Source organism: Candidatus Finniella inopinata, from assembly GCF_004210305.1.
Taxonomy (GTDB): Bacteria; Pseudomonadota; Alphaproteobacteria; order Paracaedibacterales; family CAIULA01; genus Finniella; species Finniella inopinata_A.
Genome location: NZ_SCFB01000005.1, coordinates 269,901 through 292,862 on the forward strand (window position 1 = coordinate 269,901; position 22,962 = coordinate 292,862).

Sequence of the window (22,962 nt, forward strand, 5' to 3'; positions counted from 1 at the left end):
CCCCCAAAGGGCAGCTATTCTTTTAACTGCCCCAACACACTACAAAGAATGCCGCACTGGTTAAAACAACTCAGTTCATCTGAGGTATCAATGCGGCATTTTACTGTAAAGATTCTCTCGTTGCCGTTTTCGTGGTGCACGCTAATCTGCAAAAGCGCACCCACAGTCAGGGCTCCAACACCCTCGATCGATATCGACTCAGTCCCGTCCAAATTCAATCTGTGCCTGGTTAAACCTTCTGCAAATTCTAAGGGCAGAATTCCCATACCCACCAAATTGGACCGGTGAATCCGCTCGAAACTTTCTGCTATGACGGCTCTGACCCCCAACAAAGCGGGCCCTTTGGCCGCCCAATCGCGCGACGATCCGCTGCCATATTCACGGCCGGCGATAATCACCAATGGTGTGTTGGTCATCTTATAACGACGGGCCGCCTCAAAGATCGTGACAACCTGGCCGTCATAGACCGTGAACCCACCGGTCTTGCCAGGTACCATTTCATTTTGCAGGCGAACGTTGGAAAAGGTCCCACGGGCCATCACTTCATCGTGCCCTCGACGCGATCCATAGGAATTGAAATCAGATTCCGCGACGCCTCGCCCTGACAGGTATTCTGCTGCTGGACTGTGGGGGCGAATGCTGCCGGCCGGTGATATATGGTCGGTTGTGATGCTGTCGCCAAATATGCCTAAGATGCGCGCACCATGAATATCTTCCCTTGTGGGCAATGGGGCGTCCAAAAAAGGTGGGCGCTTGATATAGGTGCTGTTGTCATCCCACGGATACGTCACTGAGTTTTGAATGGATATTGCCTGCCAAACATCGTCGCCGTTGAAAACGTTTTCATAGTTTCTTTTGAATAACTCGGGGGTTAGGCACTGGTCGACAAGGGTTTGAATCTCTTGTGAGGTGGGCCAAATATCCTTTAGATAAACGCCATCTGCCAACGGGTCGCGCGTTAGATCAACCAACGTCGTGCCGGCCAAGGCATAGGCAACCACCAGCATGGGTGACGCCAGGTAATTGGCCTTCACCAACGGATGGATGCGCCCTTCAAAATTGCGATTGCCCGAAAGCACACTGCTGACGGTAAGATCGTTTTCTTCGATGGTTTTCGTAATGTCTGGACTTAAGGGGCCAGAGTTACCAATGCAGGTGGTGCAGCCGTATCCAACCAGATAAAAACCCAGGGCCTCCAGGTCAGGCATCGAGCCGGCTTGTTGCAGATAATCGCTGACGGCTTTTGAACCGGGCGCCAGGGATGTCTTAACCCAAGGTTTAGGCGTCAAACCCAAAGCCCTTGCTTTTCGGGCCATCAGACCAGCCCCAATCATGGCAACGGGGTTAGAGGTGTTGGTGCAACTGGTGATGGCGGCGATGACGACATCGTGGTTTTTGAGGGGGGATTCGGCAGAAGAGGGGGGTGTCATTTGTTGCGCTATGACCGGAACCTGGCTTAAAGGCACACGATCTTGGGGACGTTTGGGTCCTGACACACTGGGTTCTATGTCCGCCAGATTAACTTCCAAGGTCTCATCAAATAAGGGTTCGCATTCAGGGTCGTGCCACAATCCTTGGGCCTTAGTATAGGCCTCGACTATGGCGATATGCTCTTGATTGCGTCCCGTTAAGGCTAGGTAGTTTAACGTCTCATCATCGATTGGGAAAAAGGCACACGTGGCGCCGAACTCTGGCGACATATTGGCAATCGTGGCTCGATCGGGCAGGGTTAAATGATTCAGCCCTGGACCATAAAATTCAACGAATTTCCCAACTACACCCTTTTGGCGCAAAAGCTGGGTCAGGGTTAAAACCAAATCGGTGGCTGTGGATCCGGGGGGCAGCTGCCCCTTCAGGTGAACACCCACGACAGTTGGCATCAGTAAAGAAAGCGGCAGACCCAGCATAGCAGCCTCGGCCTCGATCCCACCCACACCCCATCCCAAAACGGATAAGCCGTTGACCATGGTGGTATGACTGTCCGTTCCAACCAAGGTATCGGGGTAGAGAAGAATCGTGCCATCAGGCTGAGGCTTTTGCCACACAACTTGGGCCAAATATTCCAGATTCACTTGGTGGCAAATGCCGGTACCTGGGGGAACCACACGAAAGTTTTCAAAGCTTGCCTGACCCCACTTCAAAAAACGGTATCGTTCAAGGTTTTGTTGATACTCCCGCGTGACATTCCGTCCAAATGACTGATCATTTCCAAAATCTTCAACGGTGACCGAATGGTCAATAATCAAATCGACGGGGATCTGGGGGTTGATTTTATGGGGATCAAGGTCTTGTTTTTTTGCGGCATCACGCAGCGCCGCCAGGTCAACGATGGCCGGCACGCCTGTGAAATCCTGCATCAAGACGCGGCTGGGATAGAACGAGATGTCAGACTTAATTTTGTTGGAAAGCCCATCAATCAGTGCCTCTATATCCTTATGGCCATGACGATATAAATTCTCTAACAGGATTTTGAGAGAGACCGGCAGTTCCCGGACTTTATCGATCGGCGCTGCGTCTGTTAAAGCGTAATACGTGTACGTTTTGTTGTTTAGGGTAAAGCTTTGGTCTGACATTTTACAAAATACTCTGACCCGTTTTTTTCCAATCACTCGTAAAAAGTTCCACACCTTTGTCGGTCAAGGGATGATGCAACAGTTGGTGAATAACCTTTGGGGGAATGGTGGCAACGTCGGCGCCTCGTTGGGCAGCCTGTATGACATGTTGAGGGTGGCGAATGGAGGCGGCCAAGACCTCAGTATCAAACGAATGCATGGCATAAATCTGGCATATCTCTTGAATAAGGGCCATACCATCGTGCCCGACGTCATCCAGGCGCCCAACAAAGGGGGAAACAAAGGTTGCGCCGGCCTTCGCTGCTAAAAGGGCCTGGGCTGCTGAAAAGCATAAGGTGACGTTGACCATGGTTCCTTCCTGTGTCAGCGCGTAACATGCCTTTAATCCATCCATTGTTAACGGCAGTTTCACCGCCACATTCCCTGAAATTTTTGCCAAGTGGCGTCCTTCAGTCAGCATCATTGCGTAATCGGTGGCAGCCACCTCTGCACTGACCGGGCCTTCGATCAGATCGCACATCTCAGCAATCACATCCAAAAATTTGCGTCCACTGGCGGCAATCAGGGATGGGTTGGTGGTAATGCCGTCGACCCAACCAGTGGGCAGCAATTCTTTTACGTCTTCTATGTGGGCGGTGTCTAAAAAAAACTTCATCGTTTGTTGGCCTTTTTCCTTGTATGTTATTAACAGATAGCAACCAATTTTCGACAAAAATGCAAGTCCAAGTTTTAACAACGGGCCCCTTTGATCAAACTTTCACCTATTCCACAGAGGGGGCAGGGGTTACGCGGGGGCAAGTCGTGATGGTTCCCTTTGGTCGGCGGGAAATTTTGGGCGTGGTTTGGTCGATCTCGGAAAATTCCACCTTTGAAGGGACGGTCAAAGATATTGGAACCATTTTGCCCTTTCAATTGCCGGAAACCAGTTTGGATTTTATTTATTGGGTGGCGAATTATACTTTGATTCCCTTAGGGTCAGTTTTAAAGATGGTATTGGCCCTGCCACCTGCTGAGTTTCTAAAAGTCCTTAAAAAACCAGAAGAGTTACCAACCCCGGCTTATAGTTTTGACCACACCGTGACGTTGTCTGTTGAACAACAACAAGCCAGTTATGCGATCATTCAAGGCGCGAAAACGTTTATTCCCTTTGTTTTAGATGGGGTGACTGGGTCAGGGAAAACTGAGGTTTATCTGAACGCCATCGAACACGTGTTAAAGAACCAAGGTCAGGCTTTGGTCTTGTTACCTGAAATTGCCTTGACCAACGAGTGGTTGGAAAGGTTCAAACGGCGTTTTGGGTTTGAGCCACAGCTTTGGCATTCAAACGTGACGGTTAAAAACAAACGCCAGACGTGGCAGCAGGTTTTAAAGGATCAACCTGTGGTGGTGGTTGGTGCCCGGTCGGCTCTTTTTTTGCCCTTTCAAAATCTTCAACTCATTATTGTTGATGAAGAGCATGACGATTCTTACAAACAGCAAGAACAAAATCATTATCATGCGCGTGATATGGCGGTGGTCAGGGCGCGGTTATCAGAAATTCCCATCGTGTTAGCGTCCGCTACGCCAGCGTTAGAGACCATGTCTAATATCGATAAAGGCAAATATCACCCTTTGATTTTGAAGGGGCGCTTTGCAGAGGCGACCCTGCCTCTGGTTGAGATTGTTGATATGCGGGGCCAATCCCGTAACCAGTGGTTGTCGGCTCCGCTTGTCACCAACATCAGGCAGTGTCTTTCCAATCAGGAACAGGTTCTTTTGTTTTTGAATCGACGGGGGTATGCCCCCTTAACCCTTTGTCGGGGGTGTGGTCATCGGTTTTTGTGCCCGGGGTGTTCGGTGTGGTTGGTGCAGCATAAGCATAAAGGCCAACTGAGTTGTCATCATTGTGGTTTTACACAAAATCTGCCGCCTGTGTGTCCAACTTGCCAGACGGAGGATTCGTTTGTGGCGTGTGGGCCAGGTGTGGAACGGATAGAGGAGGCGGTTAGAAAAACTTTCCCATCGGCCCGCATCCAAGTTGTGACCAGTGACCAGTTATCGACCCCCAAGGCGATCCAAACTATTATTGATGATATCAAAAACTTTAAAATTGATATTTTGATTGGCACGCAAGTTTTGGCCAAGGGGCACCATTTCCCTTTACTAACGTTGGTTGGCATTCTTGATGCTGATTTGGGTTTAAATGGGGGGGATTTAAGGGCCAGTGAAAAAACGTATCAGCTGTTGCATCAGGTTTCTGGTCGTGCTGGTCGTGAACAAAAGCAGGGTCGTGTTGTTTTACAAACCTATCATCCAGATCATCCCTTGTTTCTTTCGGTTCAAAACCACAGGCGGGACGATTTTTATGCGTGTGAGCTGCACCAGCGTCAAGCCCAACAGTTCCCGCCCTATGGTTACCTGGCCGCAATTGTCGTTTCAGGTCTAGACGAAATGACAGTTGAACGATACGCTAAAACTCTCGCTCGACTGGCCCCAAACGCCGATAATGTGACCGTTTTGGGCCCCGTTCCAGCTCCCCTTGCTCGTGTGAAAAGTCGTTACCGCTGGCGATTCCTGCTGAAATCCTCGCAGGCTATGGCTTTACAACCTTTTCTGAAGCTGTGGCTCAGTCATCCGTCTCTTAAAAAAGCAACAGGCAGTGTTCGTGTGAGTGTGGATATAGACCCTTATTCTTTTATGTGAGAAAGTTCGTTTTAGGAATTAATGGTGGTGGTCGGAGGTACACAGAACTGTTTTAAGACCAGCCGCTTTGACTGCGAGTCAATAACCTGACTCTCTAGAATCAGATTTGCATCAATAAGCTGCATATTAAGGAAGTTTAAATCACCAGCCAAAGTTCCATAAGTTGCGACGATGACGCCATCGGTTGGAAAAGTTTCTTCCTTCGTTTCTTTCACGTCTATGCCAGTCGGAAGTGTAAAGGCTCCCTGAACGTTCAGTTTCCCAACCTTATCTCCTCCAAAAAATAAACACCAAACACTCCCGTTTTCAAAAGTGACTTTGTTGGCATTAATGGTCCCAAAGCCTCCCATTCTGGCGTCTCCTTTTATGGTAATAGTATTTGCGCCATTTGCACCCCATACCGCACCATCACAATCTATTGTATCGCCTACAATGAAATGTCCTTCTTGGATGACAGTGTGTCCGTTCCATTCGCTGTTGTTTGTGTTTAAGACCAGGGAACTTGGTCCATTTTTTGTAAAAATGGAGACTAAGTTCAATAATGACTCACAGGCCAAATCGTTATCGCCAATAACAGGTGGTAATTCTGTTGGATTGAGTCTGGTTAGGGAGCTGGTTGTGTAAATTAATGAACCACCACAAATAAATACAGCTCCCCCTTTGGTTGCCTTGTTTTCTGAAAACTGGGCATCTTTCAGTATCAATGCATTGGCACAAATTGCTCCACCATTTCCAGAGATGGACATATTCCCTGTAAAAGTCACAAACCTAGTTCCTGAAAAGTCTATTGATTCAGCATAAATGGCTCCCCCATGATTATTAATGCTATTGTTTCTTGTGAAACTCACGGGATGGTTGCCGGAAAAGGTGACGGATTCAGCCCGAATGGCTCCGCCGACTTGTTTAGCGCTGTTCCAATTAAAATCTGCAGGGCAGGAAATAGTCAAGGAACCCCCAGAATAAATGGCGCCTCCTAGACTTGCTTTATTCTGTGTAAATGTGGCAGGACCAATCCCAGAAAGGGACAATGGGGATTTAGAATGAATGGCTCCGCAAAGGTAACCCTCATTTTCTCTAAACGTTACAGGGCCATCAATAGACACGGTTAAGGAAGGTGAGTTAAAGTCCGCATCTGATTCGGAATTAATTATAAAACCCCTTAATTTTATGTGAGAAAGTGCAAGAGTGGAAAAGGTTAAAGAAGATAGAATGCTGAAAGCACGCCTGCCAAGAACATCTGACGTATTGACTGGTCTTATGACGGTGCCATCGGGTTTTTGCCCAAGAATCGTAAGCGATGTAAAAGAGGATAGATCACTGCTTTTTTCTTCGGTTTGGGTGTCTGTTGAAAGAGTTAAGGATGGTGTTCTATCGCCGGCGGCTTTTGCAACTTTAAGGGCGTCATGAATAGACTGATTTTCAACAAATCCCAATTCCACGCTGCCTGCATAGGTAGTCGAAAACACACATATCACCATACAAAAACACAAAAAATGCATACCAAACCTTTTGGAAAAAAAACTTTACAATTTGAATTATTACATAAAAGATTTAAAAAAAGATTAATTAAAGGGATTCTTATGGATTGTAGAGAACAGATGCTTAAGATTTCAAAATCATGATCTTTGGGCGTCCTTGGGGGAGGGAAGTCGACTTTTGCGTTAAGGTTGTATACCAGGACCGTGCGGAGGGGAGTTGGAGAAAAGTGGGGTTCAAGCTGATTCGTTACATGTTTCTCTTTAAAGCTCGTTTATCTAAAACGATTTAAGCAATTCGAACCCTCACTTTTGAGTGCGTACTATTTCATTTTAGAGAGCTGGTATTCATATAACCTTTGTGCATATTGAGCATGCTTTGAGTTGGACTGTCTTAACTGCGTACAGAATTTTTCAGCTTGCTCCATGTACTGATTAACTTCCTCTCCACCCTTTATATGCCTTAACACTTCTACTTGGTTGAACAATGTTGTAACCAGATCTTTTTGCGCCTCTTCCTTGAGTGCACCAATTGCAGCAAACCTAACATTACCATCGTTGCTGACAAGGGGTTTTTCTGCAAATCGGATGCTCTCTCTGAAAGACTCGATAGCTTTGTCAAATAAGAGGCGCTGTATGGCATGCCCCTCCTCTGAGGCAATGGGAGCACCTTCAGAAACTCCTGGCCCCATAAACCGAACGAACCCGCGTAGATTTTTCAAGTAAGAATTTTTTTCGAAAAAAGCTGTTAATTCTTCCGATGTTCTAGTCTGAATAAGAAGTTCTCCAATGGCATAATAGATCTGTCCCTGGAGAGAGGTAATTGCAACGTGATGAGAAGTAATACGGTCTTTTGCCGTAGGAACCGACGTCTGAAAACCTGTCTTTATGGCGTTCCCGATCAAAAAGCTTACTTTTATGCTCTCATCGGGTTCTCCTTCTTGGCCTGATACAAACCAAATATTAGTTAGTTGATGACAGCAATACCCCCACGCATAGGAGAGGGCGTTATTCAACATAGTAACTTGCACTAAAAAATTCTCTTCCATTTGAGAAAGTCTTAGATGCGAACTTGTTAAAGCAAATGTGCGATTAAACGCATAGGCTTCTATGTCAGATATATAGTAAGTACAACTCGTATTCACAACAGGATCCACATCAGCAAATCTAATGACCTTTTGGAAATCTTGTCTAGTTGTAGAGCGCGTCACTAAATTATGAAGATGCTGTCCGTAATCATGCATTTCCTTCGGGGTGGAAAAGCGTGAAGCTGGCTCTTCAAATTTAATAGCAGAAGAAGATGATGATGATGATGTAGAAGTGGTAACCTTCTTGCCATCGCCCCCTATATCACCACTTGAAGCTAAAACAGTAGAGATTGAAAAGGCAGAGAGTAAAAAAAATGACAATGTAGATATTTTATTTTCCATTTGTTAGATCTGTTCCATTTTTTGATTATATAAGATTCATAATTAAGTTCGTTAATAATGTCAATATTGATTCTACATCTAAAGTATTTGAAAAAACGAAGAGATGAGGAGCCTTATGCGTTGTAGAGAAAAGATACCTAAGATTTCAAAAATCATGATCTTTGGGCGTCCTGGGGGGTGGATTATCGATGGCAACAGACTGCGGTCTTTGGAGATGCGATATTCCAGGGCTGACCGAAAACCATATACTGCGTTCGTGAAAGGGGCCAAATTTGACAAAAAAAATAAAATGGTCTAGGATTTTTATGTGTCCGAATTAACTAAGGAGGATTTGTTCTGTTTATCCAAACTGAAGAAACACCGAACCCCAACAGTTTAAAGTTTATACCGGGTCGGGAAGTAATGGGGGAACAACCACCCTTGTCTTTTAAAAAGGGCGATGATTGCAAAACCTCCCCTTTAGCTGAAAGGCTGTTGCAGATAAATGGATTGCAAGACGTTTTTTTTGGGTCTGATTTTATTACCCTTAGCAAGCAAGACAGCGAAGATTGGTTCGTTTTAAAACCTTTAATCTTGGGCACATTGATGGAGGCGTTCGTCAATGGCTTGCCTATCCATCAAACATTTGAAGCGTCCTCCACCTCAGCTGTCGTCTCTGACGACCCATTGGTTGTCCAAATCTGCGAATTATTAGAGACCCGCATACGGCCGGCCGTCGCCCAAGATGGTGGCGACATTACGTTTGAAGGGTTTGAAGAAGGTGTTGTTTATTTACGGATGAAAGGTGCCTGTTCCGGGTGTCCCAGTTCATCGGCCACCCTCAAATCAGGAATTGAAAACATGTTGAAATATTATGTGCCCGAAGTTTTGGAAGTGAGGCAAGTGAGTGACTAAGACATTTTTTTTACGCTTTAGTATCGGTTTGATAGGATTATTTTCTATCAGCAACCAGGGATACTCAGCCATCCATGGTCCAACTCTGAAGACCGCACACAAAAACCCCACGGCTGAAGACACTTTGATTCATTCGCATAATTGCCAGGAAATTGTGGCATTCTTTGAGAAAAAGCACGGTATACCTGGAAAGTTATTGTCGGCAATAGCCAGAGTCGAATCAGGAAAAGCACCGTGGGCGGTTAATGCACGGGGCCGCGCCCATCATTTTCGGACAAAAGAAAAAGCCCTTCAGTTTATTCAGACCTTAAAAGATCAAGGGGTCAAAAATATTAATGTGGGATATATGCAGATTAATCTTCAGTCCCATGGGCGAAAATTTAAAAAGTTGGAAGATGTTCTAACGCCTTACCACAACATTGCTTATGCCGCTAAGCTTATAAAACATCTCTACGACCGTTATGGGTCATGGGCCGAGGCGATTCGTTTTTACCATTCAGGGTCTTCGTACCACAATCTGCCTTACCAACGGAAAGTTTTTAAAGCCTGGGAGCAGGCTTGTAATTAAGTCGTTACAATCAATAAAGGGGCTATTAGGATCGCAATTTGTCTTTTGCTTTAAGCCTCTTCATTATTCCTGCATGCATCAATGGTCATGCCATTTCAAGATATTTACGCAGATTCCCTCATTTATCAAAAAGTTGTGTGCATATACTAGGCGGGACAAGCCCTTTCCTTTGTTGGCTTCTGAATCCCTCTGGCGTTAGGTAGCGCTCAGGAACGGCAGATAGTATCTCTCGCGTTATCGCCCCCACTGGCGGAGCAGGAAAATAACCTGGGCGGCTTGCATCCCCCATATAACTATAGGGAGGGTAACTCGACAAATAGTTGAGGTATGTCGCCCACAATGCTTGCCATTCAGTTGCCCAGACCTTGTTCTTTAAGGTGGTTTTCGGTATCCCAGTCGCTAAGCCTGCTAACAAATAATGCCCGTGCTACGGCCTCATAGGGGTTTCGAGGGCAGGTCGGAGAAAAATGCAATTCTCCCGCAGTTAATGTGGTCACTGGCCGTTCTGCGTCATTCGGCATAGAACCTAAAATTGTACTTCGTTCCAAATTGGCATAGAGGGCCCGATTCGCCGCCTGAGGCGCGATAACGTGCGTGTAATTACCGCTAGACATCCGGGGAAATATATAATTCGGTCCGCCGGTGGTAAATAATTGCCACCCCGATTGTGTGTGATCGTCCTTCAGAAGCGTCAGATACCCTCCTGAGAATCCCCATTCCGAGCTGGGCGGGCTAATGTAATGATAACGCCTCCATTTTTTCCGGTGGGGAACCCACCACTAACATCTAAGACATCATAGTCCACACCTTCTATCGAGACGGTGGACGCATGCGCCCCTGCCGTTGCACAGAATATCATAATACCCATGATTCTATAAATTGAATTCATAATGACGCTTCTTTTTCATTAACATTATATATAATTTTATTATGTCTTTATTAATATTATGTTAAGCGACTTATCAGCCGACTATAGAAACACGTTCAAATTGCACCTATGAAAAATGATAAAGAAACAATCTGACGAAATTAGCTCCCCCTTTAAGGTAAAAATTTAGTATAATACTTCTAAAGTTTATCCATAAATAGCGTTATTATGAAAAAACACCTTAAGGACATCCAAGCATTTCATAATCAGATTTGGAAAACATTTCTGGAACAACAGCAAAAAGGTTCCTGCACATCCTTATGGGACACCATAACAAATGCATGTCAAGAAGACACCAAAACAGCCACGCAGAAGGATATCTGTTGGAACGATATTCAAAAGCAATATTTTGAAAATCTTGAAACAATATTCACGAAAACGATGGGGGGATTTTTCCAAAACGATAACCCTCTGCCGCCGGAAACGCCGCCATTGGACAGGCGCTTTCAGGACCCTGAATGGCAAACCAATCCTATGTTTTATTACCTTAAGGAAAGTTATCTTCTGTACAGCGATTATGTACAAAACCTTTTTGAACATGAAGACTTAGACGCCGAAAGCCGTAAAAAGCTGCAATTCTATATAAAGAATTTTTTGGACGCCCTTTCGCCCAGTAACTTTCCCTTTACCAACCCCGAGGTGGTAAGGGAAACAGTCAAGCAAAAGGGAGAAAATCTGGTCAAAGGATTTCAAAATTACTTGAAGGATCAGCAAAAGCATCAAGGCCCTGCTTTGCCAGCCTTGACTGATTTAAGTGCTTTTAAAGTTGGCGAGAGTTTGGCGACCACACCAGGTAAGGTGATTTTTGAAAATGAAATATTTCAGCTGATTCAATACCTGCCGCCTAAGACGCCTTATTATGAAACCCCCGTCCTTATTATTCCCCCATGGATCAATAAATTTTATATTTTTGATTTGCAACCGGAGAAATCTTTTATTAGATGGAACGTTGATGCAGGTCATGTTGTCTACGTCATTTCATGGGTTAATCCTGATGCTTCTTATGCCTCTGTTGGGCTAAAAGATTATCTGCTAAAGGGAATTGATAAAGCGATAGAGAAAATCAAAAGCACGACTCATGTTCCGAAGGTTAATGCTGTTGGATTTTGTGTCGGGGGCGTGGCCTTATTGACCCTGATGGGCTATTACCAAAAAAAGGGAAATACATCCATTGCCAGTGCGACTCTTTTGGCATCGCCGACTGATTTTCGCGAAATGGGGGACTTATCCTTATTCGTCAGCAAAGAGCAAATCCAGATTTTAGAGAAAACCTTAAAAAAACAAGGTGGACTGGCCGGCGAAGCCATGATGCAAATCTTTAGAAGCTTGCGAGCGAATGAGCTGATTTGGCCAAATTATATCAACAGCTACCTGTTGGGGAAAAAACCAACACCCCTAGATTTTCTTTTCTGGAACAGCGACACGACTAACCTGCCAGCTAAAATGCATTTGGAATATTTGAAAGAGTTCTTTTTAGGCAATGCCTTGATGAAGTCGAATGAATACCATTTGGGGAAAGTCGGTATCGATATTGAAACCATCACTAATCCATTCTTTATTGTCGCAACCCAAAGAGATCATATTGTGCCGTGGAAGGCTGCTTTCCCTGCATTTCAAAAACTACGAAACAGTCGTTTCATATTGGGTGGCTCTGGCCACATTGTGGGCATTATTAACCCCCCTTCCGGCCAAAAATATGGTTATTGGACGAATGAAACCCCACACACCATCAGTGCCGAGGAATGGCTGCACACGGCGACAAAACACGCAGGATCATGGTGGAAAGAATGGCAAGAATGGTTAACACCGTATTTGGGTCAGAGAACGTTGTTGCCAAAAGACATCAAAAGCCCTTCTTTAGAAGACGCTCCGGGTCGTTATGCCCTGCAAAAGGCGCCTGACTTGAAGGTGAATCCCATAGCCGGATTTTGGGATTTTTATGCGCCTGTGAAAAGCTAGTCTATTTAACCGACGCTGCCTTTGCATAAAAACTCTCTAAACGAATACCTTGTATTTGCCTAAAAATTGATTTAATTTTAAATAAATTTTACTATGTATTCGATTTTTAGGTTTCTTAGATCTTTGAATCAAATATCTTCTTCTAAAATATCAAACGTCCTCTAAAAATGCGAGATTCTTATGAAAAAAATCTATTTATTTTTAATACTGCTAAAATCGTGTTCTATACTTCATGCATCAAATATGGGACATGATGTTGAATCTGAAGCTTCCAGCTCAACTTCTGCGGCACCGTCATCTTCAACAAAATGCCAAGATTTTTCTTGGATTGTAGAACGACCCTACACGATTGTAAAAGGCAACGAGCATAACAGCGGCGCTTCAGTCGACACGTATGGTTTTAACGATAGAAACAATAACTTTTCTCTGGTTCTTGCCAATGAACTGTATGGTGTTTCAGAAGAAGAGTGCGAAGCAAAAAGAGCCTCCATAAGCCAAAAAATGAAGCAGGCGTTTCATTCCCCTGAACCAGAGATAGAGGAGGGGATCCCCCTCATAACTCATCGTATATGGATAACATCCGCGGACAGTCCCGTTGAGGCTTCCACAGAAAGGTTGGGCATTTATCTTAAAAGCCTTAAAAAACTTCAATCTAAGGCGTGGACTCATCATTTTTGGTGCATAAATAAAAACAAAATTCCCCAAACCATTCAAACTTTACAGGCATCTGAGGTCCCGATAGTCATTCATGAGTTAGAAGAAATTTATGCAAAAATGAAGGTGAAACACATATTTGATGCCTATTATGAAGATAAACAGTTCTGCCTGGCCAGCGATATAGCAAGGCAAGAAGTCATTTATTTATATGGGGGGCTTTATTCAGACCTAGGCGCAGATTTTTTAACGGATCTGGAACCTTTTTTAAATAAGTATACGTATATATTTTGGTACAATGGCCTTTACATAGATCAAACATTTTTTGGTTACCGTCAATTTGATACTATAGCCGAAATATTTTTTAATAATTTAAAGCGTTTACCCAAAATGCCAAAACAAATTAAAAACCTAACAAGCAAGCAGGACTGGAAATCTCAAATATGGGGTTCCGGTGCCCATTTTATGACGTTGTTTGATGTGTTTAGCACACCCAAAGATAGATTCCTTTTGGTGCCAGAAGGTTCAAAAAGCATCGTTCAAATTAACCACGCAGGCTCTTGGTTAGGCAGAGAAAAAAGTGGCAACAAACCACTTACTGAATCAACTTTAGACATCATGGAGCTGAAAGTGGCAGCTTAATTCAAACAATAATACGCCTCCACGCCGATGGCCTTCAAAAAGTCATCGTCGTGAGAGATAGCAATCAGGGTGCCGGGATACCCCTTCAATATCTGAACAACATGGTCACGTGTCTCCAGATCTATGTTGTTGGTCATTTCATCTAAAATTAACAGTTTTGGTGTTTTGGCCCCGATCTGAGCCAGGCTAAGCCTTGCTTTCTCGCCACCCGACAAGCTTGAAACCAAAGCATTTACTTCCTCATTCTTGCGAAATAAAAAATCGTTTAAATGACGGCGGATATCGGCATGAGACCAGGTTGGCGCCAAATCATGGATCATACCCAATACTGTCTTTTGAGGGTCAAGAGTCTCATAATGCTGATCAAGAATACCGATATCATCACGTTTGGGAATATGCCATTGTCCAGATTTCGTAACCCGCGCATCCCCCAAAATGGCCCTAATCAGGGTTGATTTGCCGCTGCCATTATCGCCCACAATAGCCAGCCGGTCTCCGGCAAAAAGGGACACGGTGATGTTATCAACAATGGGCGCATCATAACCCACACTTCCCTCGTTAATCGATACGATGGTTCGATCCCCTATATCTGCCGCAGTTAAAGAAAACTTTGGTTTCAGAATCTCCGGCAGACGCAGTTCAGAAAGCCTGTCGGTCAGACCTTGTTTTTTATCTCGAATGGCGTTTTTTTTCTTTCCAGACGTTTCAATCGCCCGTCGAGCCTTTTCATCAGAAACAATCGTAGGCCATTTCCGATCTTGAATAGACTTTTCCCCCCGTTGGTTACTTTTCTTTGTCCGTTCCTGTTCTTTCATCAAGTCCTGATGCGCTTCCTTCTTTTGGCGATCGAGAGACGATAATTCTTTTTCAATAGCTCCCCGCTTAATACTGATTTCACGTCTGTAGTCCTCGTAATTGCCCGAAAAAATATGAACCCGACCATTATCGATATGCCACAGCGCATCAACACAACGGTGAAGCAATTCTGTATCATGAGAGACAACAACCAACGTACCTGGAAACGAACGCAGCATGCGCATCAATGATTGCCGATTTTTGCGATCCAGATGATTTGTGGGTTCATCCAAAAGCAACAGTGTGGGGTCAATTGCCAGCGCCTGGGTTAAGGCCGCATTGAGACGTTGCCCCCCGCTAAGGGATTCATAATCCTCGATGACCTGAGCTACGTAACCGGTCCGCACGTCATCCGGAACCTTGATATGACCATCGGTCGGTTCTGTGAACCGTTGCAGCATTTTCAGCAAGGTTGATTTACCACTGCCATTTTGGCCGATAATGCCAATGCGGCTGCCATAGACTATGGTCGTATTGAAGTTTTCAAAACAGGTTTTGTGGGGAAAGGAAAGGCCAACGTTGACGAATTCAATCAGTTTATGGGTCATAAATATTCTCTCAAAATAATCAAAAGGGAGTTTGAAAAACGTGTCGCCCTTTGAATCAGGGCGTTATTGAGAGATAATTTTCATGATACCTATAAACCTAATATTATGACTTGAAAAAATTCTGATTGTACTGCATCGGACTGCAAATTTCCACATTTTAGAACGTTTCGAATAGAATGGGATGTAGGATAGTGGTTTGCGTGGGAAAGGCCTTACAGTATCTCAAACATTCAAAAACAAGGCTTTTAAAAAAAGCGGAACTTCAGTTTTTCTAAAATTTAAATAAGAAATATATTTTTTTTACGCATATCTAAATTTGTCTATTTTAGGTAGGGTTTGGTCGATCTTAAATACCAGGAGAATATCATGAAGAAAACTACTTTAGGCCTCTCTTTATTGCTGGCATTGCAAATAAGCAGCGCCGCTGTTGGTGGGGCATATTCAACATCGATGGGCCCATCCCAACCAACACCTTCTTCTAACCCCGTTATCAAACTCAATTCTGAAACAGCTTTGCTGTATGTTCGTAATGAAAATAAAACCCCTATTGTTGTTCTCTTTAAACCCCAGTTAATCGAGGACGATCCTTCGGTAAACTCAAATAATCGGATTACAGATGTAAGAAGAGCTGGCTTTATGAGCCTGAAATTGCCACCAAATTCATTCATCCAGATTGTCGTTGAGAAAAAAATCTTGGGACGTGATGTTAATCTGTTTTCAGTGACGGGGGAGGCTGACGTTGGCGGACCTTTGGGGACAGCCAACAATCTTAGTTATGGTAAAATTTATATTATAAAATTTACTGAAAATGCTTTCGGGACGAGTTGTTTTGCAGAAGCGTTAGATGAGCCCATTAAAGATTTCCCACAGGTTCAGGCATCAGGTGTCGAAACACGTTTAGAATTACCCAAGGCCGAGGGAGCCCCCACACCTCATTCTCCCTTATGAAGTTCGACCAGGGGGATGAGGGGGTTAAGGGGGCGCCTACCCTAAAACCACTTTAAGAAGTCTTTCAAAATGTGCATGACGACTTCGCTGACGATCAAAAGGATAATGACCCACTCCAACCGTGAGGAGTGGGCATGTTTCAGTTCATTCGACAAGATGTCATATAATTCGTGAATGACGTCCAAACGACGATTCAAAATATCAAGCCGTGTCGTGATGTCCATATACTGCGAGGCCATGTGATAATAGGGCTCGTACCGGGGGCGGCGCCAAAAAAATTCAGGGGTATCCAAGATATCGCTGTGCAGGTTAATCGAATTGCGTTCAGCAAACAGGGCGCCAATTTTTTGCGATATTTTCTTGCGCGATAAAGAGATCTTTCCCTTTGCAGCCAATTCGGCTGGCAGATTGCGGGTATTCTGAATGGTGGCTTCAATGGAGTTTTCAAAAACATCAAGTTTTACAGACTGCGATAAACCATGGGCCATGGATAATTTAATTAATACATCGTCGCTGTCTAACACAATTTCATCGTCTTCTTCATTAATGGTTGTCTCGGAACCATAAACAAAATGCGACGCCTCATAGATATAATCGGGCAGGGGATTTTGTTCATAGGGCTTTAGATCTTGGACATATTGAAGCTCTTCTTCTTCGCTGAAATTCCAAAATACGATGCAACCATACGTGAAATAAAAAATCTCTCCGGTCGACTTTGAACCATCTTCTGTGTCGTGGTCTTTGTGAACATGAATAACATTATCGTAGAATTTTGGGTCCAGTCCCTCGGTCCGTAGGTACCTGGAAAAGTCATCAATGTTGTAATTCTCTGCTGTACAGTAAGAGGAACAGCGCATAACCAGCCTGTCTATGGAATTGGTTTTTCTTTGGCTCTATTATGGTGAACTATGGGGGGAAAAAGCAAGGGGATGTGATGAAAAAAAGATTTTCCTAAAATTTACTTAAAAAATTCTATGTATTATTTCCGGAATATTCTGTGAAAATGAAAATTCAACTTGAAAAAATTAAGGATAGGCAATATATAAGGTTGTGTGTAGGAGATTTAGTCATGGCGATTGCACTGAAAATTAGTTTAGTATTCTAAAAATTATTTCCTAATTTTTTATTCGGCTTTTCTGCTGTTCTATCCGTTGTTATTATTCTTTTTTCTCAATAAAGAAAAAGGAAACAGGGATGCAGTTATCAGATACTTTCCTCAAACATTTTGAACCTCTTGCCGATCCTCGTATTGATAACCACAACAAGCTTCACAAATTGCACGATATCTTGGTAATAACAATATTGGCCACAATTTGTGGCGCTGATAACTGGGTTGATATTAGTGAATTTGGCAAAGCCAAATACGATTGGTTATCAACATTTCTCGAGCTGCCTAATGGTGTGCCATCTCATGATACTTTTGGCCGTGTGTTTTCCATACTTGACCCAGAGCAATTTGAATCCTGCTTTTATGCATGGATCAAGTCACTCTCTATCGATGTTAATTCTGAGATTATTGCTATTGATGGAAAAACGCTACGGGGTTCTGGCAACAGAAGAAAAGAGAAAAAAGCCCTACACATTGTAAGTGCCTGGGCAAGCAATCAAAGTCTTCTTTTAGGGCAAGTTAAAACGGATGAAAAATCCAATGAAATTACAGCCATTCCAAAATTACTCAAGATGATTGATGTTACTGGTAGTACAGTCACCATTGACGCCATGGGTTGTCAGCAGTCAATTGCTGAAGAGATCTTAATTCAAGGTGCAGACTACGTATTAGCTCTAAAAGATAATCAACCGAAGCTTCATGAAATGGTCAAGGCAATTTTCCATATAGGAGAATCACGTCAGTACAAGAAGATGCTTAATCGACGGAAAGTAGAGAAGATCCATGATCATGGTCGCATAGAAACACGTCGCTATACATTAGTATCAGCACGCGATCCGGCAGTATTTCAACTTCGTTGGCCTGGGTTAAAGGGTGTTGGCATGCTTGAAACAACACGCACAACTAATAATCAGGTTGAGCGTAGTACCCGCTACTTTCTAACAAGTTTAGCCTATGAAAATATTGATCAGTTTATGGTTGCTGTCAGAAAACACTGGAACATAGAAATTAACCTGCACTGGTCTTTGGATGTAGGTTTTAGGGAAGACCATAACCAGGTGCATGTTGGCCACGCGGCCAAGAATTTGGCTGTCATGAGACGTATTGCTTTGAATCTACTCAAGCAAGAAAAAACGAATAAACGAGGGGTGAGCTGTCGACGGAAGGTAGCAGGCTGGGACAACAAATACTTATTGAAAATTCTAACCGCTGACCACAATTTAAAGCGCGTTTGAGCGGATTGACTGATATAAACGGTAAGTCTTTTAAAGGGGAGGATAGTGTCTAAAAATAAAAAAAACAGGAAGTAGATCTCTCAAAACCTACAAAATCAAATCAATCTACAAAAGTTTGAGAAATAGCAGAAACCGTAATTTTAAAAACTAGGCTGAGGAGATGTCAGTGCAATCGCCATGTATGACTTGCACTATCAGCCCCGATGGGCAGGTTCTTTATTTTATGGCAGGCGGGGGAACAGCAAATCCCACACCCCTTACGCTTCAAAGGATTTGGCTGCCGGCTTATGACGAAACTGCATCTGACTTTATAAACGATGGAGACCTTCGTCAAGCTGTTGCAGACCGAAAATTAGATAGTGTAAAAAAGCTGCTTTCGGCTGGTGCTAACCCTTCTGCGTTTGATTCAACAGGATCCAATGCGTTACATGTTCTAGCCTCTCAATATCAACAATGCTTCCCCAACAGAGGTTCAACTCCAAAACCCTGGATGAATTGGCTGGATATGTGGGGTGCTATGGTTGGCAGAATTTCCTTAGGACATAAACCAGCCCCCCAACAAATGTTAGCTTTTTTCCTGCACCCTAATCAGTATGGTGATACAGTCCTTCACACGGCTGCCAGGAATGCCGCGTGGGAAATGCTGTCATGGGCTATTGATTTGTGTAAAACGGCTGGCCTGTCACCCATGATTAAACGAATTCCAGGTGCTGGTGGTAATACAATCCTTCATACCATAATGGCCAATAATGATTTTGATAAGTCTGTGGATGGCTCTTGGACATTAGGCTTCGTTCAAGAATACTGCAAAAGGTTTTATGGGGATGCTGCTATGGTGCCCGTAGGTTCAATTCCAACAACAGGCTTCCCTGACATGTTTGCTATCACCAATTATGAAGGATGGCCCCCATTAGCTGTTTCTATGAAAGACAGGGAAAAACAACATGCTCGGTTGTATTACAACACCGTTGTGTTAGAGGCAAAACTCTCCCCTGATCCAACCCTTGATGGCAGTGGTGAGCAGACTCAAGCGGCTTATTTTGATAATGCAGTAAGTTATATACCAACCGATGACGTCCTAAGAACTACAGGGGGCGTGTTTTCATCATTCAGTGAATTAAAAACGCATTCTAAAAAATAAAAACTTTCATAGTCGGCTGGGTTGGGTCTTTCAGCCTAGCTGACTTTAATATGAATCATAAAAAAAACTGCTCGGTTGACAATAGCCGGCAGTCCTTTAACATAAATAAAAATATATTTAATTTTTCGTTAAATGCGTCAGTTCCTCCATCGGCTTATCCTGTTTTTAATCTTTGGCGTAACTGCTACGACCAGTAGTGCCTTCTTTATCTTTTTCTACTATGGCCGGGGGTTGCCCAATTATGACTATTTAACGGATTACCAGCCCCCGCAAGCCAGCCGTTTGTTTGCCAATAATTACCAATTGATCAAAGAATATGCGGTGGAAAGGCGGTTTTTTAAACCCCTGAACCAAATGCCGCCGCGACTGATTCAAGCTTTTCTGGCCGCAGAAGACAGAAATTTTTATTACCATTTTGGGTTGGATTTCAGTGGTTTATTAAGGGCCGTGTTGACCAACACCTTGAAAAAAAGCTGGCAGAATAGGCCGCTCGGTGCCTCGACTATTACGCAGCAGGTGGCCAAAAACTTTCTTGTGGGGAATGAAGCTTCCTTCAAACGAAAAATCAAAGAGGCCGTAATATCAATCCGCTTAGAGCTGAGCCTGCCCAAAAATCGCATCCTGGAATTATATTTGAATCAAGTTTATTTGGGCCGCGGCAGTTATGGTGTCACAGCAGCAGCGCAGGCTTATTTTGGGAAAAGTTTGGATGATTTATCCCTTGAGGAATGCGCCTTTCTAGCAGCTTTACCCAAAGCCCCTTCCATTTATGATAGGGAATCCGAAGCTAAAAAGGTACAAGGAAGGCGCGACTGGGTTTTAGATCGAATGCTGCAAGAAGGGGCCATCACGATCCAAAACTGCCGTGTGGCACAAGGTACGCTCGTCACCATTTTGAAACCCGAACCATTGTCCCATAACGCTGATTATTTTGCCGAGGAGACGCGCCGCCAACTTCAATTTTCTTTGGGTCGATCGGACTTATCCACGGCTGGTTTAAATGTCTTTACAACCTTGGATCCCGATCTTCAGACCATTGCCCATGAAAGCCTTCAGCAAGGTTTATTGGCGTATGATCCAACCCAGATAACGCCAGAGGTTAGCGGCGGTATTGTGGTGATGGAGGCTGAAACCGGCAATGTCTTGGCGTTAAGTGGAGGGTTCGACTTTTTTAAAAGCCAATTCAACTGCGCCACTCAGGCATGGCGGCAAACGGGGTCTGCGTTTAAACCAATTGTTTATCTGTCAGCCCTGGAACAGGGATATACACCCGAAACACTGATCCATGATGGCCCTGTCAAAATCAATCTGGGACGGGGATTGGGATATTATCAACCCAAAAACTTTACAAGGAAATACTACGGCCTTTGCCCTTTGAGGATTGGCATTGAACAATCACGCAATGCGATGACTGTAAAATTGGCCCAACAAATTGGGATGGAACCCATACAAAGAATGGCCGCTCGGTTGGGTGTCATCAGTCATTTGCCCAATCAATTATCTATGGCATTGGGCGCTGGCGAGACGACTTTGCTGCGTATGACAACAGCCTATTGCATGATTGTAAATGGTGGCAAAAAAATGCGCCCCCTCTTTTTTCATAAAATTGAAAACCATTTGGGCGAAACCATTTTTGAGCCTGACCAAGGTCCTGAGGAAAACGTGCTGGACGCAGGCTTGGCGGACGAGATGACGGACATGTTAAGAAGTGTCGTCCACCGGGGGACAGGGCGTCGATTAAGTTATTTGGCCGAGAAGTATCAAATGGATATAGGGGGCAAAACAGGTACGACCAACGATTGCTTTGATGCGTGGTTTATCGGTTTTATTAAACAGCCCATGGGGCCAACTTTGGTGATTGGTATTTTTGTCGGGTTTTTAAAGCCAAAGTCGCTGGGGCGCCATGGAACAGGGTCGCGCGTGGCATTGCCCATTTTCGAAAATTTTGTAAAAAGCTATGGCGAAAAAATGATGAATGCTCGTAAAGTACTTGAAGTTTCTTGACGTCTTTTTAAAGAAAATTGAAATAAATTAAAGTTATTTTCTAGAGTGCCACAAGAAACCATTTGACCTAATAAATAGATTTTATTATAGTTAAAGTGTTGTTGTTGGAGTAGTATCAGTGCGTAAACAGTTTAATTCTTTGATAATATTGACAGGTTTGGGTGTTTCGTCATCTGGCGTGTGTGCATCATCAAGTGACCAAAGTGTGTCTGCTTTCCCCTCCACTAAAGTTATTTTTCCTAAAGATTTAGCTCCAAAATATCCAGCTCCTAAAGCTGTTGTGAAAATAATCATTGACGGAGAAATAGAGGCCAGGCCTGGCACACCCCCTCCTAGTCAGGAGCAGATCGATGATAGTATGGAACGGAGAATGCCGGACAGACACTTACGCCAACATTCCTCACATGTATTCAAAAGTTTTCAAGTGAGGGGCCAATCTCAGCTTTCAGACCCCACTTCGTTACCACTTACCTCCAATACCGAAAGATTCAGAAAAGATGAGATGCCTGGACAGGTTCCGCATGGTGAAGTATCGTCACTCTGCGTTATGCCTGCAAGTCCTCCAGAAAATGATCTTCCTCCGCATTCACACTCGGCTCCTCCTCCGTTAAGACAGTTTAATCAGTCTCCAGATATTGTTGTCAGTGGTGATGATGATAGGGAACTTCCCAGATTTAATGATTCACTAACAGCACAACAAAGCGTTATACCAGGTCTTGTTCCTTTAAATAGTGATTTAGAAACACCTTCTGAAAAAAAGCAGAAAATTCCCTTCAATAACCAGGTTTTCCCTCAGGACACACCAGGGCATAAGAAAAAAAAATCTGGTGTTGTATATCATAGCTGAACACCTAAAATTGACCAACTTCTGTGCCCTAGTGAATCTTTTGAATAGAGAAACATCGGGGCCTTCTGCGTAAGTCGAATAAGGGAGGCCGCAGAAGCCTTCCTAACACACCTTAAAAATGAGTTACGCAGAAGGGTCAATTTAGGACTCAATCTAATTCATTTTCGACCTCTTTTTTCTCTCTTGAACCGCACCATTTCAGAAAGAATGAAACGACTGGGTTTAAAACCCTACTTGCAATGTGTCCCTGGATAAGACAAAAATTCTGGGTGAAAGGCTTGATACCCTTCGCTTCATCTCCATAATGATGAATGTTGTGATGTTCGCGGTTAAGGATAAGTTTCTTATCTTTAGCGTGTTTTTCCAAAGAACTTTCTTCTTGATGGTTGCTGTGGGCTGCGTATTCCGGCGAATTCGAACGGCAATTCTGGTTTTATCCGAATGGCCGTTCCGGTTTAATTCGAACGGTGA

The 22,962-nt window shown here is 43.9% G+C and carries 19 protein-coding genes; 10 read left to right on the plus strand and 9 right to left on the minus strand.

Going from position 1 to position 22,962, the window contains the following annotated elements; translation table 11 throughout:
- Positions 1-14: 14 nt before the first annotated feature.
- Positions 15-2,573 carry an aconitate hydratase AcnA gene (gene acnA, locus EQU50_RS04895; RefSeq protein ID WP_130154025.1) on the minus strand — a complete coding sequence of 853 codons (2,559 nt, stop codon included), beginning with the start codon at positions 2,571-2,573 and terminating at the stop codon, positions 15-17.
- Between the two features lies 1 nt (position 2,574).
- Positions 2,575-3,228 (minus strand): fructose-6-phosphate aldolase, encoded by a 654-nt coding sequence (gene fsa / locus EQU50_RS04900; protein ID WP_130154026.1) that lies wholly within the window; start codon positions 3,226-3,228, stop codon positions 2,575-2,577.
- Between the two features lie 23 nt (positions 3,229-3,251).
- On the opposite strand from fsa, the gene priA reads away from it, so the two are divergent.
- Positions 3,252-5,255 (plus strand): replication restart helicase PriA, encoded by a 2,004-nt coding sequence (gene priA / locus EQU50_RS04905; RefSeq protein ID WP_130154027.1) that lies wholly within the window; start codon positions 3,252-3,254, stop codon positions 5,253-5,255.
- Positions 5,256-5,266: 11 nt separating this feature from the next.
- On the opposite strand, the gene EQU50_RS04910 is transcribed toward priA, so the two are convergent.
- Together EQU50_RS04910 and EQU50_RS04915 are read right to left on the minus strand one after the other, a co-directional pair.
- The gene (locus EQU50_RS04910) at positions 5,267-6,721 is read right to left on the minus strand and encodes a hypothetical protein (protein WP_165380342.1); all 1,455 of its coding nucleotides are present in this window, start codon (positions 6,719-6,721) and stop codon (positions 5,267-5,269) included.
- A gap of 332 nt (positions 6,722-7,053) precedes the next feature.
- Positions 7,054-8,160 (minus strand): hypothetical protein, encoded by a 1,107-nt coding sequence (locus EQU50_RS04915; protein WP_130154029.1) that lies wholly within the window; start codon positions 8,158-8,160, stop codon positions 7,054-7,056.
- Positions 8,161-8,496: 336 nt separating this feature from the next.
- On the opposite strand from EQU50_RS04915, the gene EQU50_RS08600 reads away from it, so the two are divergent.
- On the plus strand, positions 8,497-9,054 hold the full coding sequence (locus EQU50_RS08600; protein WP_130154030.1) for a NifU family protein: 558 nt from the start codon (positions 8,497-8,499) through the stop codon (positions 9,052-9,054).
- Positions 9,047-9,622, plus strand: a complete 576-nt coding sequence (locus tag EQU50_RS04925) for a transglycosylase SLT domain-containing protein (RefSeq protein WP_130154031.1) — start codon at positions 9,047-9,049, stop codon at positions 9,620-9,622. Before EQU50_RS08600 ends, EQU50_RS04925 begins: the two co-directional genes overlap by 8 nt.
- 350 nt (positions 9,623-9,972) lie before the next feature.
- Here EQU50_RS04925 and EQU50_RS04930 read toward each other — a convergent pair whose 3' ends face one another.
- Both EQU50_RS04930 and EQU50_RS04935 read right to left on the minus strand, forming a co-directional pair.
- Positions 9,973-10,236, minus strand: coding sequence for a hypothetical protein (locus tag EQU50_RS04930; protein WP_130154032.1), 264 nt, complete (start codon positions 10,234-10,236; stop codon positions 9,973-9,975).
- Positions 10,237-10,313: 77 nt separating this feature from the next.
- Positions 10,314-10,511 (minus strand): hypothetical protein, encoded by a 198-nt coding sequence (locus tag EQU50_RS04935; protein WP_130154033.1) that lies wholly within the window; start codon positions 10,509-10,511, stop codon positions 10,314-10,316.
- A gap of 207 nt (positions 10,512-10,718) precedes the next feature.
- Here EQU50_RS04935 and EQU50_RS04940 point away from each other — a divergent pair, with 207 nt between their 5' ends.
- Entirely contained in the window at positions 10,719-12,509 is a 1,791-nt protein-coding gene (locus EQU50_RS04940) for a PHA/PHB synthase family protein (RefSeq protein ID WP_130154034.1), read from the plus strand.
- 243 nt (positions 12,510-12,752) lie between these two features.
- The gene (locus EQU50_RS04945) at positions 12,753-13,805 is read left to right on the plus strand and encodes a glycosyltransferase family 32 protein (protein ID WP_130154035.1); all 1,053 of its coding nucleotides are present in this window, start codon (positions 12,753-12,755) and stop codon (positions 13,803-13,805) included.
- Here EQU50_RS04945 and EQU50_RS04950 read toward each other — a convergent pair.
- Positions 13,802-15,208 carry an ABC-F family ATP-binding cassette domain-containing protein gene (locus EQU50_RS04950; protein WP_130154036.1) on the minus strand — a complete coding sequence of 469 codons (1,407 nt, stop codon included), beginning with the start codon at positions 15,206-15,208 and terminating at the stop codon, positions 13,802-13,804. The genes EQU50_RS04945 and EQU50_RS04950 overlap by 4 nt on opposite strands.
- 366 nt (positions 15,209-15,574) lie before the next feature.
- On the opposite strand from EQU50_RS04950, the gene EQU50_RS04955 reads away from it, so the two are divergent.
- Entirely contained in the window at positions 15,575-16,156 is a 582-nt protein-coding gene (locus EQU50_RS04955; protein WP_130154037.1) for a hypothetical protein, read from the plus strand.
- Positions 16,157-16,197: 41 nt separating this feature from the next.
- Here the strand turns inward: EQU50_RS04955 and EQU50_RS04960 are convergent, their stop codons facing one another.
- Complete coding sequence (locus EQU50_RS04960) at positions 16,198-17,013, minus strand: RMD1 family protein (RefSeq protein WP_130154038.1); 816 nt, start codon at positions 17,011-17,013, stop codon at positions 16,198-16,200.
- A 337-nt stretch (positions 17,014-17,350) separates the two neighbouring features.
- Here EQU50_RS04960 and EQU50_RS04965 point away from each other — a divergent pair, with 337 nt between their 5' ends.
- The 4 genes from EQU50_RS04965 to EQU50_RS04980 all read left to right on the plus strand — a co-directional run bounded on the left by EQU50_RS04965 (position 17,351) and on the right by EQU50_RS04980 (position 22,491).
- On the plus strand, positions 17,351-18,499 hold the full coding sequence (locus tag EQU50_RS04965; RefSeq protein ID WP_130153184.1) for an ISAs1 family transposase: 1,149 nt from the start codon (positions 17,351-17,353) through the stop codon (positions 18,497-18,499).
- A 166-nt stretch (positions 18,500-18,665) separates the two neighbouring features.
- Positions 18,666-19,640, plus strand: coding sequence for an ankyrin repeat domain-containing protein (locus tag EQU50_RS04970; RefSeq protein ID WP_130154039.1), 975 nt, complete (start codon positions 18,666-18,668; stop codon positions 19,638-19,640).
- 132 nt (positions 19,641-19,772) lie between these two features.
- On the plus strand, positions 19,773-21,644 hold the full coding sequence (locus EQU50_RS04975) for a penicillin-binding protein 1A (protein ID WP_130154040.1): 1,872 nt from the start codon (positions 19,773-19,775) through the stop codon (positions 21,642-21,644).
- Positions 21,645-21,762: 118 nt separating this feature from the next.
- Positions 21,763-22,491: a hypothetical protein gene (locus tag EQU50_RS04980; protein ID WP_130154041.1), complete on the plus strand. Its 729-nt coding sequence runs from the start codon at positions 21,763-21,765 to the stop codon at positions 22,489-22,491.
- 222 nt (positions 22,492-22,713) lie between these two features.
- Here the strand turns inward: EQU50_RS04980 and EQU50_RS08450 are convergent.
- Positions 22,714-22,962, minus strand: a 249-nt coding sequence (locus EQU50_RS08450) for a hypothetical protein (RefSeq protein ID WP_207216313.1), incomplete at its 5' end; no start/stop codon positions are given.